This is a genomic window from Paraphotobacterium marinum (assembly GCF_002216855.1).
Taxonomy (GTDB): domain Bacteria; phylum Pseudomonadota; class Gammaproteobacteria; order Enterobacterales; family Vibrionaceae; genus Paraphotobacterium; species Paraphotobacterium marinum.
Genome location: NZ_CP022355.1, coordinates 1,213,492 through 1,228,517, shown reverse-complemented (window position 1 = coordinate 1,228,517; position 15,026 = coordinate 1,213,492). Strand labels below are relative to the sequence as shown.

Annotated in this window: 13 protein-coding genes and 1 pseudogene; 6 read left to right on the top strand and 8 right to left on the bottom strand. The window is 30.3% G+C overall.

The genetic code is table 11. The annotated features are described in order from the left end of the window. Positions 1-149: 149 nt before the first annotated feature. The 4 genes from astB to CF386_RS13060 form a co-directional block, all read right to left on the bottom strand. Complete coding sequence (gene astB, locus CF386_RS06410; protein WP_089073567.1) at positions 150-1,481, bottom strand: N-succinylarginine dihydrolase; 1,332 nt, start codon at positions 1,479-1,481, stop codon at positions 150-152. Positions 1,482-1,555: 74 nt separating this feature from the next. Further along, on the bottom strand, positions 1,556-1,759 hold the full coding sequence (locus tag CF386_RS06405; RefSeq protein WP_089073566.1) for a hypothetical protein: 204 nt from the start codon (positions 1,757-1,759) through the stop codon (positions 1,556-1,558). A 98-nt stretch (positions 1,760-1,857) separates the two neighbouring features. Next, entirely contained in the window at positions 1,858-4,200 is a 2,343-nt protein-coding gene (locus CF386_RS06400; protein ID WP_225971692.1) for an FAD-binding and (Fe-S)-binding domain-containing protein, read from the bottom strand. Further along, the gene (locus tag CF386_RS13060) at positions 4,197-4,895 is read right to left on the bottom strand and encodes an FAD-binding oxidoreductase (RefSeq protein WP_225971691.1); all 699 of its coding nucleotides are present in this window, start codon (positions 4,893-4,895) and stop codon (positions 4,197-4,199) included. The genes CF386_RS06400 and CF386_RS13060 overlap by 4 nt, the downstream gene beginning before the upstream one ends. Before the next feature lie 197 nt (positions 4,896-5,092). On the opposite strand from CF386_RS13060, the gene CF386_RS06395 reads away from it, so the two are divergent. The 5 genes and pseudogenes from CF386_RS06395 to CF386_RS06375 all read left to right on the top strand — a co-directional run bounded on the left by CF386_RS06395 (position 5,093) and on the right by CF386_RS06375 (position 9,968). Then, entirely contained in the window at positions 5,093-6,121 is a 1,029-nt protein-coding gene (locus tag CF386_RS06395) for an amino acid ABC transporter substrate-binding protein (RefSeq protein ID WP_089073565.1), read from the top strand. 76 nt (positions 6,122-6,197) lie between these two features. Next, positions 6,198-7,340, top strand: coding sequence for an amino acid ABC transporter permease (locus CF386_RS06390; protein ID WP_404824965.1), 1,143 nt, complete (start codon positions 6,198-6,200; stop codon positions 7,338-7,340). Between the two features lie 3 nt (positions 7,341-7,343). Beyond that, positions 7,344-8,431 (top strand): annotated as a pseudogene (locus tag CF386_RS06385) (amino acid ABC transporter permease). Between the two features lie 36 nt (positions 8,432-8,467). After that, on the top strand, positions 8,468-9,202 hold the full coding sequence (locus CF386_RS06380) for an amino acid ABC transporter ATP-binding protein (protein WP_089073563.1): 735 nt from the start codon (positions 8,468-8,470) through the stop codon (positions 9,200-9,202). 103 nt (positions 9,203-9,305) lie between these two features. After that, positions 9,306-9,968: a Bax inhibitor-1 family protein gene (locus CF386_RS06375; RefSeq protein ID WP_089073562.1), complete on the top strand. Its 663-nt coding sequence runs from the start codon at positions 9,306-9,308 to the stop codon at positions 9,966-9,968. Positions 9,969-10,018: 50 nt separating this feature from the next. Here CF386_RS06375 and bioD read toward each other — a convergent pair whose 3' ends face one another. The 4 genes from bioD to bioB all read right to left on the bottom strand — a co-directional run bounded on the left by bioD (position 10,019) and on the right by bioB (position 13,648). Next, on the bottom strand, positions 10,019-10,672 hold the full coding sequence (gene bioD / locus CF386_RS06370; protein WP_158522313.1) for a dethiobiotin synthase: 654 nt from the start codon (positions 10,670-10,672) through the stop codon (positions 10,019-10,021). A 73-nt stretch (positions 10,673-10,745) separates the two neighbouring features. Beyond that, complete coding sequence (bioC, locus tag CF386_RS06365; RefSeq protein WP_089073560.1) at positions 10,746-11,492, bottom strand: malonyl-ACP O-methyltransferase BioC; 747 nt, start codon at positions 11,490-11,492, stop codon at positions 10,746-10,748. Further along, on the bottom strand, positions 11,482-12,636 hold the full coding sequence (locus CF386_RS06360) for an aminotransferase class I/II-fold pyridoxal phosphate-dependent enzyme (protein ID WP_089073559.1): 1,155 nt from the start codon (positions 12,634-12,636) through the stop codon (positions 11,482-11,484). The genes bioC and CF386_RS06360 overlap by 11 nt, the downstream gene beginning before the upstream one ends. Beyond that, a complete protein-coding gene (bioB, locus tag CF386_RS06355; RefSeq protein ID WP_089073558.1) occupies positions 12,620-13,648 on the bottom strand; it encodes a biotin synthase BioB in 1,029 nt (342 codons plus the stop codon). Before bioB ends, CF386_RS06360 begins: the two co-directional genes overlap by 17 nt. 91 nt (positions 13,649-13,739) lie before the next feature. Here bioB and bioA point away from each other — a divergent pair, with 91 nt between their 5' ends. Next, positions 13,740-15,014: an adenosylmethionine--8-amino-7-oxononanoate transaminase gene (bioA, locus tag CF386_RS06350; protein WP_089073557.1), complete on the top strand. Its 1,275-nt coding sequence runs from the start codon at positions 13,740-13,742 to the stop codon at positions 15,012-15,014. Positions 15,015-15,026: the final 12 nt, after the last annotated feature.

The following is a 15,026-nucleotide window of genomic DNA, read 5'->3' as shown; positions in this document are numbered from 1 at the left end:
ATTATTAAATCGAATCATACAGAAAGTATTTTAAAAAGCGACAATATTCGGGTTGATTATGAGAGCGAGTGTTAAGAAGACGTGATTTGATTGACTTTAGGGATATATAATTCATCCCTAAATACCTTTTTTAACTAAAAATAAAAAAGTTAGATTTGTTGAAAATCATAAATACTTCCCAAGCATAATATTTTAGTCAGTTCATCTAAAGCAGCTCGACTCTCATTTAATAAAAGTGGATCTTTTAAATCATTCGGAACCAATTGATCTCTATAATATTTATTGACCCAATTTACAAGTACATTATACTTTTCATCATTCAAAATTACTTCGGAGTTCATTGCTTCTTGTTCTTTTTTATTCAAAACAACACGAAGTCTTAAACAAGCTGGTCCTCCACCGTTAGACATACTTTCGGTTAAATTAAATACTTTAATTTCATCAATTCCAGAATGAGGGTCAGATTGAATATCGTTTATGAAACTCCATACTCTTGGGTTGTTACGAGATTCTTCAGGAAGTACGATAGTGTTTATTTTATTCTGTGTAATAATCTGAGAATTAAATAGATATGATTGCACGCAATCTTTAACACTAACTTTGTTAGTTGGTACCTCAATAATACCCAAATCTATTTTTTGTGTTAATGACTTATATATCTCTGCTTTATTTAAAAAAGCTTCTTCATGACAAAATAAAATATTTCGATTTCCAACGGAGATGACATCATTATGAAAAACACCTTGGTCAATTACATTTGGGTTTTGTTGTGCATAAACTACAAATCTAGGATCTAGTTTATGTTTACGGGCAATTGCCTGAGAGGCTTCATAAGTCTGTCGAGCTACAAAGCTTTTAGGCCTTAATTTACTTTTATCGAAGGCATATTGACCAAAAACAAAAAATTCGATACCTTTATCACCATAATTATTACAAAATCGGGTATGATTAGCAGCCCCTTCATCACCGAAGTGAGATACTGAAGGTAATGCATTATGATGAACAAAATAATTATTATCAGCAAAAATTTTCTTAAGTACTTTTGATGTGGTTTTATGTTCGATGGAGCGATGAAACATTGAGTTTAAATTTGCTGGTGTAAAATGTACTTTATTGTCAGCAGTATCTGATGAGGGAGAAACTGTAGCTGCATTAGCTGTCCACATTGAAGAAGCAGATGTTACACAAGACAAAATTTCTGGTGATGACTTAAAAGCTTGTGTAATGATAGATTCATCTGTGCCTTCAAAGCCTAGACTTTTTAGTACGGCTATATTGGGCCTTTCTTGTGGAGGTAGTACACCCTGTTTAAAACCAAGATCATGTAGGGCTTTCATTTTTAAAAGACCTTGGAGAGCTGCTTCTTTGGGATTTGACATTTGATTTTTGTGTGAACCTGAAGCTAAGTTCCCAACGGAAAGACCACTATAGTTATGAGTAGGCCCAACCAGTCCATCAAAATTAAATTCGAAAATATTCATTAAATAGTATCCATTAATCAAGTCACATTATCAAGATATAACATACAATAATGCTCTCAATCAATGGGTATCTATTATAAATTCATCAAATCTTCTAAAAGGTTGTTAGGGTTTTCATAAAAAAATTCATAATTTTTTTTGGAAGTATTTAGCTTAATATTGGCATCAATAAAATCATTGCAATTATTTAAAATTTCGTGCTCTAAAAACCCAATGGCTGAATCAACATTATTGAAGAAAAAATTTGTGTTTTTAAATTTAATACCACACTCAAACATCACTTTGTCCTTATCCCTGTATTTGTTTGTAACATGAACAAATCCTGTTCATTTAATCATCAATTTTATATTTTTTTAACTTATTTTACAATATTAAATTAGTTCAGGTATCTATTAAGCACTTGAAATGGGTGTAAACTTTTTCGTCCTTCAAGTCTTTTTATTTGACTTCTACAAGAGTACCCTGATATTACAGTGGACTCATTGGGAATATCGTCAATATATTTTTTCCAACTTAATTCGTATAATTTTTTTGAATTTTCAAAATTTTTATTTTCATGACCATATGTTCCAGCCATACCACAACACCCCGTAGAAATCGGATTTAATTTTAAATCAAACTTAGCAAATATTTTTTTCCAAAAAACATCTGAGTCAATTAAATTTGATTTTTCAGTACAATGAGTAAATAAGTAATACTCAACCGAATCTTTTTTTTCTATATGTGGCAGTTCTAATTCATTTAGCCTTTCAAATAAAAACTCATTAATTAATTGAATTTCAACTTCTAATTTTTCACCAATCAACTTTCTGTACTCATCCCTATAGAGTAAGACTGTAGCAGCATCTAATCCTATAATTGGGATGTTATTTTTTTTAAATTGATTCAAAAAATTTATATTTTTTTCAGCTATTTTTTTAAAATGGTTTAAAAAGCCTTTAACATGCGCTGCTTTTCCAGATGCTTTATATGGTAAGATAACTGGATTAAAGTTCAATTTTTCTAAAAATTGAGCAAGCTCAATAATCAATTCTGCGTCAAATAAAGATGTAAAGGCATCTTGTAGAATGAATACATAATTTCCATTTATGTTTTCTATTTTTTTTGTTGAATCATAAAAAAAACTAGGATATTTTTTCTTGTAATCTCTTATTGATGGATTAGATGCTTTAGGCAAATCAACCAAACCAAAAAAATTTTTTAATGTTTTTTTTGTGAAATTCAAACTAATTAACCTATTAAACACGCTAGGTTTAAAATTAATAAAATTAAAAAGCTTCTCAATTGAGACTATTGCATAATCTGATATGTGTCTATAGTACCTAGTATAAAAAATATTATAAAATCTGGAGCGAAATTCTGGAATGTTAATTTTTATTGGACATTGTGATGAACAGGCTTTACAAGCAAGACACTCATCCATTGATTGCTTCACTTCAAGAGAAAAATCATTTGCTAGATTATTTTGTCTTTTTTTACGAAAAAAATTGTAGAAAGAATTCCAAAAGCTAGACTTTTTTTCGAGGACTGAGATATTTTGTCCAGAAACAGTGATTAGTCTTATCCATTCCCTAAACAAAGATGCTCTTCCTTTAGGGGAGTAACTTCTATTATTCGTAACTTTCCATGAAGGACACATCATATTTTGAGAATCATAATTAAAACATAAGCCATTGCCATTACATTCAAATATTTCTTTAAAGCTAGTTCGAGTATTAATGCTTATTTGTTTGTCATAAAAACTCTTTTTGTGATCAATTACTTTCACAATTTCAACATTTGAATTAAATGAGCTACAAATTTTTCCTGGATTCATCTGATTATGTGGATCAAAGAGCGTCTTTACCATTCTTAAAACATTATATAATTTCGTACCAAAAAAATTTTCAACATATTCAGAACGATAACCCTTTCCATGCTCCCCCCACATTAAGCCATTATATTTACATACTAATTCGACCACACTATCTGAAATTGTTTTTAATAAGTTTTCATCACTCTCGTCTGTTAAGTCTAAACAAGGCCTGACATGCAAAACACCTGCATCAACATGTCCAAACATACCATAATCCAGTTTATAACGATCAAGTAATGCACGATATTCGAGAATAAAATCTAGTAAATTTTGAGGAGGAACACAGGTATCCTCTGCAAAAGGGACTGGTTTTCTATATCCCTTAACAGCCCCTAACAACCCAACTGCTTTTTTACGCATACCATAAATCGAAAGAATACTTTTTTCATCTCTACATATAGAATATGATTTAATACCACTCTTTCCATTTTTGATGACTTCATCGAGATACTTACAAATGTTTTGAGCTTGTACTTCATTTTCTTCAGGGTCATTCGATGCATATTCAACAAAATTAATACCATTAATAACTCCAAAATTCACACTATCATGTGGATCTAATATTGCTTTAACGTCTCTCCAGCTATTATCTTTTTTTGCTAAGTTAAAGACTTTAGAGTCTATCGTTTCAACAGACAAAGCTTTCATATCAAGCATAGTTGGAGCACTCTTTAATGCTGAGTCAAAAGTGTCAAATAAAATGTTAAATAAAATTCTACTTTGTGGTATATCTATTAATTTTAATCGCGCTTTTGTAACAAATCCTAATGTACCTTCTGAACCACAAAATATTTTTGACAAGTCAACTTGATCTTTAAAGTTTGTTACATTATTTAAATCATAACCTGTTAAAAATCTATTCAAATCTGGGAATATTTTTTTATTTCTGTTCTATTGTTACTGCACAATCCAAGTATTTTTTTAGAAAAATTAAACTCTAAAGTTTCATTTTTTATAGGAGAGTTTGTGTTAATTTTTGAAGTAACTAATTTTTGACCATTCGGAAGAACAACATTCAAACCCAATACATTATCAGAGGTTTTACCATATCTTAAGGAACCTTGACCAGAGGCGTCAGTATTTATCATACCACCAATAGTCGCTCTATTACTGGTAGATGTGTCAGGGGCAAAAAATAAGCCATGAGGCTTTAAAAAATCATTTAATTTATCTTTCACGATCCCTGTTTCAACTTCAACCCACTTTTCTGCTAAATTGAAATTGAGTATTTTAGTCATATACTTAGAAAAATCTACAATAATTCCTCTATTTAATGATTGTCCGTTAGTCCCGGTGCCTCCCCCTCTTGATGTACAAAAAATTTCACTAAATTCTTGTTTAGAGAGTAAATTTGATAAAATAATGATATCTTCTTCAGATTTTGGATATAGAACTGCAATAGGTAATTTTTGATAAATACTATTATCTGTAGAAAAAATGATTCGAGTAGAGTAAGAAAAGTCAATTTCACCGAGAAAGTTTTCACATTCAGACAAGCATCCAAAAAACTGTCTATACAAATATGGTATATTATCTCTCGGGTTAAGTTGATTAAGCATTAGTACGACCTCTGAACACTTATAATTTTATCAAATTTATTTAATAACTTCAATATTACTCTCAATTTTTCAATTTATGTATAAAATTAAAAAAATAAATTGGATATAAATCAACATCTTTATCTATTGTAACTGAAAATAAACCTTATACTAAAATTTTAATAAAGTAATTTAACGACTAATACAAGGATAAACTTATGAATCTATTCAAAGTCAAAAAAGTATCTTTAATACTAGTATTGACGGCTTTATTTTCGTTCAATGTGTATGCATCAAAAACACTTGAAAAAGTAAAAAAAAATGGGTATCTAAATTGTGGAGTTAGCGCTGGATTACCTGGATTTTCAAACCCTAACGCAAAAGGTCAATGGGAGGGATTAGATGTCGAGTTTTGTAAAGCTGTTGCGGCTGCAGCTCTTGGAGATAAAAATAAAGTAAAATATATACCACTAACAGCTAAAGAAAGATTCACAGCTCTGCAAAGTGGTGAAATAGACGTATTATCAAGAAATACAACTTGGACATTAAATAGAGATACATCTTTAGGAATAAATTTTACTGGTATTATTTATTATGATGGCCAAGGATTTATGATCAAAAAAGATCTTGGTGTTAATAGTGCAAAGGAACTTGACGGGGCTGCAGTTTGTGTGCAATCTGGTACGACAACAGAACTTAATCTAGCTGATTATTTTAGGGTACATAAAATGAAATACAAGCCTGTTGTTTATGATACAGCAGATCAAACTATTAAAGGATTTGAAGCTGGTCGTTGTGATGTTTTAACTACGGATCAATCTGCATTATATGCCTTACGATTAAAAATGAATAAGCCAGATACTGTAAAAATTTTACCTGAAATTATTTCCAAAGAACCACTAGGACCAGTTGTAAGACAAGGCGATGATCAATGGTTTAATATTGTAAAGTGGACGTTGTTTGCCTTGGTTAATGCGGAGGAGCTAGATATAAACTCAAAAAATGTTGATAAAATGCAGAAAGAATCTACGGATCCAAATGTTGAGAGATTAATAGGAACAGGATCAACTCATCATAAATCCATGAACTTACCTCAAGATTGGGGATATCAAATAATAAAACAAGTTGGCAACTATGGTGAAATTTTTAATAGAACGGTTGGCATGAACTCCCCTCTTAAAATCGATAGAGGACTCAATAACTTATGGACAAAACAGGGTCTTCAATATGCGCCTCCAATTAGGTAATAAAAATTTTATTAAAAAGTGATGATATTAAATCATCCTTTTTAATTTTTACTTTTAAGGAGGAAAAGTGAAATTAATCTACAATCAAAAAGCAAGGGCTATATTTTTTCAAATAATTTGTGTAATTATTATTTGTTATTTTTTTTATTACATTTTAAATAATACATTTTCTAATTTATCCTCAAGAGGAATTACAACTGGTTTTGATTTCTTATCTGAAAAATCTGGTTTTGGCATATCGCAGTCATTAATTGACTATTCGGAAAATAATACATATGGCGATACCTTTTTAGTAGGTTTGTTGAATACTGTATTAGTGTCAATCTTAGGAATATTTTTTGCAACAATACTGGGTTTTCTGATTGGTATTACCAAAATGTCTAATAATTGGTTACTAAAAAAATTAGCAACATGTTACATAGAGATATTTCGTAACGTCCCTTTACTGCTTCAAATTTTTTTTTGGTATTTTGCTGTTTTACAAACGCTCCCCTCTCCGAGAAATAGCTTTAATGTTGGAGAGTCTGTATTCTTGAACGTAAGGGGACTTTATCTGCCATCTTTAGATATAATAAATGGATACCAAGTTTTATTATTTAGTATATTTATTAGCTTCATTTTAATTTTCATTTGGTATAAATATGTACATTATTATAAAAATAAAACTGGAAAAGAAGTACCTGCATTATTAATTTCACTCTTTATTTTGATCTGTATACCTTTAATTTCTATCTTCACCTTTAACATAGATATCAACGTTACTAAACCAATTCTCAAAGGGTTTAATTTCTCTGGGGGTATCAGTTTACTACCTGAACTAACAGCACTTTTAATTGCACTTTCATTGTACACAGCTTCATTTATTGCCGAAATCGTGAGATCAGGTATTACTTCAATAAGTCTTGGTCAGTGGGAAGCAGCTTACTCAATTGGTCTTAAAAAAAACAAGATTTTAAAATTAATTATAATTCCACAAGCTCTAAGAGTAATTATCCCTCCCTTAACAAGTCAGTATTTAAACCTTACAAAAAATTCATCATTAGCTATGGCAATTGGTTACCCTGATTTAGTATCTGTTTTTGCAGGAACAACCTTAAATCAAACAGGTCAGGCTATTGAAATTATTTTTATGACTATGGGCGTTTATTTAACTCTAAGCTTACTCACATCAGTCATTATGAATATCTATAATAAAAAAATATCCTTAATAGAGAGATAAATAATGAAAAAACATATATTTAAACCAGACTTGCCCCCACCCCAAAAAACTCATGGCTTAATTTACTGGTTAAAGAAAAATTTATTTTACTCATTTACAAGCGGTATTATCTCTATCATTCTTAGTATATTAGTAATTTATAATATTACTATTTTTTAAATTGGGCATTAATAAATGCAGATTGGTTAGGTAGCACCAAAGCGCAGTGCAACAGTTCAGGTGCCTGTTGGATTTTTATTTTAGTTAGAATTCAACAATTTATTTATGGGTTTTATCCTGATGAATCTATTTGGAGAGTAAATGTTTTTTTTGCTTTATCAACAATATTTTTTATTTTAATTTTATCAAAAACCCCAAATAAAATTAAGATATTTTCAATTTTAACATATCCAATACTCAGCTTTATTATTTTATATGGTGGTTTTTTGGGGTTAGTAAAAGTAGATACTCATCTTTGGGGCGGATTACTAATAACAATTGTTATTGCCGTATCAGGAATAATTGTTTCTCTTCCTCTTGGGATCATTCTTGCTCTCGGACGACGCTCAAAAATGCCAATCATTAGAAGTATATCAATAATATACATTGAGTTTTGGAGAGGGGTTCCGTTAATTACAGTTCTTTTTATGGCCTCAGTAATGCTTCCACTTTTCTTAAATTCAGGCACAGAAATTGATAAATTATCTAGAGCCCTGATTGGGGTTATTTTGTTTAGTTCCGCATACATGGCAGAGGTTATCAGAGGTGGTTTGCAAGCCATACCTAAGGGTCAATATGAAGCTTCAAGTTCCCTCGGCTTAACATATTGGAAAACTAATTTTCTTATTATTATACCGCAGGCTTTAAAAATTTCGATACCTTCAATTGTTAACACATTCATTGGACTTTTCAAAGATACAAGTTTAGTTTTAATCATTGGTATGTTTGACGTATTAGGGATTGGTCAGGCAGCAAATAATGATCCAAATTGGTTAGGCTTTTCAACAGAGAGTTATCTTTTTGTAGGTATGATTTTTTGGTTTTTCTGTTTCATAATGTCTAGATATAGTCACTATCTAGAAAAAAAACTAGACACAAACTCTAAAAAATAATTTTAAAAAAAATCAAGTTAAAAAGGATTAATAGCAATGGATGATGTAATAAAAATTTCCGGTTTGAACAAATGGTATGATTCTTTTCACGTACTCAAAAATATAAATCTGAGAGTTCAAAAAGGCGAAAAGATAGTCATATGTGGTCCATCTGGATCAGGGAAATCAACTCTCATAAGATGTATTAATTATTTAGAAACACACCAAAAAGGAACGATTAATGTCTTAGGCACGAAACTTAATAACAATTTAAAAAATATTGAGTTAGTAAGAAAAAATGTAGGAATGTGTTTTCAGCATTTTAACTTATTTCCTCACTTAAGTGTCCTAGACAACTGTAGTTTAGGTCTTATTTGGGTAAAAAAAATTCCAAAAGTAAGAGCGCAAGAGATTGCAATGTCTTATTTGGAACGCGTTAAAATACCAGAGCAAGCAAATAAATATCCTGGTCAATTGTCAGGAGGACAACAACAGCGAGTAGCAATTGCTCGTTCGCTTGCCATGACTCCAGAAGTGATGCTTTTTGATGAACCAACTTCTGCTCTAGATCCTGAAATGGTAAGGGAAGTTTTAGATGTAATGATTGAATTGGCAAATGAAGGAATGACTATGATTGTTGTCTCTCATGAAATGGGATTTGCTAAAGAAGTTGCTGATAAAGTAATATTTATGGACAGGGGTGAAATTATAGAGGAAAATAAACCCAAAGAATTTTTTGAAAATCCAAAATATGATAGGACCAGAATTTTTCTTGATCAAATAATATTTTAAACTTAACCCTATATTTTAAAATTTATTTTATAATTAAACTTGATTTTTTGAACTTTAACCACAATTCTTGTCTAAGTATGTAGACTATTGCAAGGAGAATTTTATGAACGAGAGAATAGTTACACGCGGTTCTTCCAACCAAAGTGTGATTGCAACAAATAAAGTACTCAGAAATACTTATTTTCTGTTATCCCTAACTTTACTATTTTCAGCTGTAATTGCTGGCGTTTCTTTCGCATTTCAGCTTCCTTATCCAGGTATTATAATTACTTTAGTTGGATTTTATGGATTGTTGTTTTTAATAGAAAAAAATAAGAATAGCTCTCTTGGGCTATTATTTACATTTGCTCTTACTGGTTTTATGGGTTATACACTCGGACCTATTTTAAATTCATATGTAACTGCCGGTCTTGGTGGTATAATTATGCCAGCTTTAGGAGCTACAGCTCTATCTTTTCTGGCAGCATCTGCTTATGCTTTAACGACAAAAAGAGATTTATCTTTTCTCGGCGGACTGATGCTTGCTTTATTCGTTGTTTTAGTTGTAGGTATGATAGCTAGTTTCTTTATACAAATGCCAATTTTCCATGTTGTTTTAAGTAGTTTATTTGCGATATTTTCAACAATGGCGATACTTCTGACAACGCAAGCAATTATTCGAGGTGGTGAAACGAATTATATTTCAGCAACTGTAACTTTATATGTTTCAATTTATAATTTGTTTATTAGCCTATTAAGTATTTTAGGTTTTGCTAACAACGATTGATAGCTTTTGTCAGTATAGACAAATTTGAAAAGCCTCATTTAGAGGCTTTTTTATTCTTGATTAAACTTTATAACGCCTAAAAACTTAGCTGAAATATGTTTTTCTAAGAATTTTATATTTTCATCAGCAATAATTTCATCAACTTCAGATGTGTGATTCATAAACCATCCAATTAAACAATTACCAGAACTCACAATTGACTCTACTGATAATAATGCATGATTTATGCACCCTAACTTATTGTCTACAACTAAAATAACTGGAAATTTGTTTTTTGTGACCCAATCTGAAATAAAGCCTTCAGATGAATAAGGAACTTTCCATCCACCCGCACCCTCAATAATCACACATTCATATTTATTATTTAAATTTTCCAACTTCTCATCTATTTTTGATACATCAATTGGATTTGACTCAATTTGAGAAGCTAGATGTGGAGAAACTGGCATAGTAAAAGTATACGTATTTATATCTTTATAATGTTGTGTGTTTGTTAAAGCACTTAATATTTGATTTACGTCACTTTTATTATCGAACTCCGAATGTCCTGAAGATATAGGTTTATAGGCTGCAACATTTATTCCATTTTTTTGAAATTCTTTTATGATGAGTTTCATTACATATGTTTTCCCTACATCTGTTGAAACTCCGGTCAAAAAGATATTTTTAGGAAGATTATTTAAAAGTTGGTTTAATTTTTTCAATTGATTTGTCCTATTAATTCACTGGAGCTGTTTAATGAATTTTTCACAACATGTCCAAAACAAACTTGGTAACTTAATTCAACCATATTATCTTTTTGAAATTTCTTGAATAAAAGTCAAACATTTTAGTTAGTTTGTTTGCAGTACATAGTCCTTTATTTTGTCTATTTTTCACAAAGTTTGCACCTACATACTTTAGGCTTTTCATTGCCTCCAATGGATTATTAAACTCCAGTTTTATTTCTTTTTTAGTAAGTGATTGAATTTGAAAATTGTTTTCTAAGATGCTTTTTTTCAAATTATCAAATGGTAAAAACTGATTAATATGATCCCCCTGTTCAACAGATTTCCATGACTTATCTAATTCTATTAAACTTCCTGGTAATAAAGTAGAAAAAAAGAAAGTTCCCTGTTCTTTGAGTACTCTATTTATCTCTGATAATGTTTTATCTAAGTTATCAGACCATTGAATCATTAAATTACTACAAATTAAATCAAACGTATTATCTTTAATACCTAATTGATTTACATCCGCATTCAAATACAAAAATTGATTTTCAAATTTATTTTTACACTGCGATAGCATTTTTTGAGATAAATCAATCATTGTTAAATTCTTTATTTTTAGCTTTGAAAGCTTTTCTGAGGTATACCCTGTACCAGCCCCTAAATCTGCACAAATAAGTCTATCATTGACAACTTCAATAGGTATTAAGGAAATCAACAAATCACTCGTTATTTGTTGTAGTAAAGCAAAATTATCATAGTGAGGCACTGCAGCACTAAATGATTTTTTCACAAATTTTAGATTATTTAGCATCAAAGGTACCCTTATATTGATTAAGAGTTTTCGCCAATCTCAATACATCATCAATTTTATGGCTATAATTTAAAGTTATTCTAATTCTAGACATATTCTTAGGAACAGTCGGAGGTCTAATAGGGAATATTAAAAAGCCTTCATGCAATAAAAACTCTGATAATTTAATAGCATTAACATTACTGCCTGTAATTATGGAAATTATTGGGGAATCTCTAGAAACTACTTGAAAACGATTACTTAATTCATCGTGAAAAGCTTCAGAAAGCTGAACTAATTTTAACCGCCTATGATTATCCGTTCTTACAATCTTTAATGCTGACATTAAAGCAAAAGCAAGCGCTGGCTGCATGTAAGTTGAATAAATATAATGTTTAGATTTATTTTCAAAATAATCTTTCAATTCACTATCACATAAAATGGCTGCACCACTTAAACCAAAAGCTTTACCAAACGTAATTACTTTAATGTTTGGTTTAATTCCAAGAAAATCTGAGATACCTTTGCCTTCCTTGCCTATAACGCCAACACTATGTGCCTCATCAACAATAAATTCGTTTTCACTTGGTTTAAGAATATTATGAATTTCTTTAATATTTCCAAAATCCCCATCCATACTAAAAATACCTTCAGTTATAACAATTTTATGAGTAAATTGTTTATCTAATAAAGTCTTTAGATGCTCAACGTCATTATGTTTAAATCTAAACATTTTAGACGGTGAAAGTATTCCTTCCTCTATTAATGACGCGTGATTAAGCCTATCTTGTAGTAATAAAGTATCTTGATCTGTCAAAAGCCTTATTAATGCCTGGTTTGCTGAATAACCGCTGTTGAATAAAATAGCAGCCTCATAGCCTTGCCAAGCACAAAGTTGTTCTTCTAATGATTCATGAACTTCACTTTTACCAGAAATTAATGGAGAGGATGAACTACTCGTTCCAAAGTTATTTATACCCTCAGAATATTTTTTTTTTAAATAAGAGCTGGAACTCAAGCTTAGATAATCATTACTTGAAAAGTTTAATTTTTTATTTCCATGTACAAGAATATGGTTTTTATCTACATTGCAAATTGTTAACGACTTTCTTAAGTTATTATCAATTTTTAATTTTTTTAATTCTTGTTTAAATTGATGCATCATAAAATAGAGGATCTTCTTTATTAATACGCTTCATAATTTGTTCTTCATTAACCTCATCAGGTATTTGAGATTTTTCCACCTGATTTATACCTAATTTTTTGAAGAGCAATTGATCTGACTGTTCCTTTGGATTTGGCGTCGTCAGAAGCTTACAGCCATAAAAAATAGAGTTTGCACCTGCCATAAAACATAATGCTTGCATCTGTTCATTCATGGTTGACCTGCCTGCCGATAACCTAATAGCCGAATTAGGAAGTAAAATTCTTGCCACAGCAATGGTTTTAATGAATTCAAAATCATCAAAGTCTTCGATATCTGCAAGTGGAGTCCCTTTTACTTTAACTAACATATTAATTGGCACACTTTCTGGATGAGGCTTTAAAGAAGCAAGTTGAAGTAGAAGATTGATTCTATCCTTTTGTTGCTCTCCTAAGCCTAATATCCCACCAGAACAAATTTTCATCCCTGAATTTCTCACAAATTGAAGCGTATTAAGTCTATCTTCATATGTTCTAGTTGTTATAATTTGATCATAAAAATCTTTTGAAGTATCCAAATTATGATTGTAATAATCCAAACCAGCTTTGTTGAGACGATCGGCTTGTGATTGCGTCAACATTCCTAGAGTCATACAAGTTTCTAACCCTAAAGATTTAACTTCTTTGATCATTTTTTCTAGCATGGGAAGATCTCTTTCTTTAGGATTTTTCCATGCTGCGCCCATACAAAACCTAGTTGAACCAGCTTCTTTTGCTAATTTAGCTGTGGCAATAACATCTTTAACCTGCATTAAATCTTCATTTTTTAGACCAGTATTATAGCGAGCACTTTGTGGGCAGTATTTACAATCTTCTGGACACTTTCCTGTTTTGATAGATAGTAATGTACTCACTTGAATTTTATTTTTTTCTTGAAATTGACGATGAACAGAATGGGCTTTATAAATTAAATCCATGAATGGAAGTTCAAATAATTTTTTTACTTCATTATAATTTATTGTGGAATTTTCCATAACTTACCTCTTAATATTTGTTGATAACTTAATAAAACATAGTTAGCATGTCAATAATATAAAGAAAACAAAGTTTACAAGTGGCTTATTAATGAACAAAGATCTCAATTTTGATAAACAACATATTTGGCACCCATATACTTCTACATCAAATCCATTAAAAAATTATTTAGTGAAGTCTGCAAAAAAGTCCAAATTAAAAATTGATAACAATAAATTTCTTATCGATGGTATGTCATCATGGTGGTCAACTATACATGGTTACAATAATAAAAAAATTAATAAGTCCATTAAAAAACAATTAAAAAATGTTTCTCATGTAATGTTTGGTGGTATCACACATGACCCAGCTATAGAATTATGTAAAAAATTAAACAAGTTAACTTCATCTAATTTAGATACTCATTTTTTATGTTGCTCTGGCTCTGTAAGTGTTGAAGTAGCTTTAAAAATGGCATTACAATTTTGGCATAGTCAAAACAAAATTAGACCAAAATTTTTAACAATAAAAAACTCTTATCATGGTGATACTTTTGCTGCTATGTCGATAACAGATCCAGATAATTCAATGCACTCAATTTATAAAGGTTTTCTTCCAGAACATATATTTGCAGAACCACCCAAAAGCCAATTTAATGGTTCTTGGAATAAAAAAGATATAGCCTCAATAAGTAAATTATTAGATGAAAATAAAGAAGATATTGCTGCTATTATCTTGGAGCCAATTGTGCAAGGTGCTGGTGCAATGAGATTTTATCATAAAAACTTTCTTACTGAAGTTAGAAAATTGTGTGACAAATACAATATACTTTTAATTTTAGATGAAATAGCAACTGGTTTTGGTAGAACAGGTAAATTATTTGCTTATGAACACGCCAAAATACAACCTGATATTTTGTGTGTTGGGAAGGCATTAACTGGTGGCTACATGTCATTAGCAGCCACAATTACTTCCAAAAAAATTGCAGATACAATTTGTAATGGCCCATCTCAATGCTTCATGCATGGTCCTACTTTTATGGGTAACCCTCTAGCCTGTGCAGCAGCAAATGCTAGCCTAGATATTATCATGACTAATAAATGGCAAAAGCAAGTTCAAAACATTGAATATATATTTTCTAACACTTTTCCCAAATTTTTAAAGTATGAATTAGTAAAAGATATCCGAGTACTTGGTGCTATTGGTGTCATTGAATTACATCATAATATAAATATTGAGTCTTTCCAGAAATTCTGTGTAAAACAAGGCGTATGGATTAGACCTTTTAAAAATTTAATTTATTTAATGCCTCCATTTATTATTTCAAATAAAGAACTGTTAAAATTATTAAAAACAATTGACAATTACCTTAAAAGATTGAGATAATATTTCGTTTTT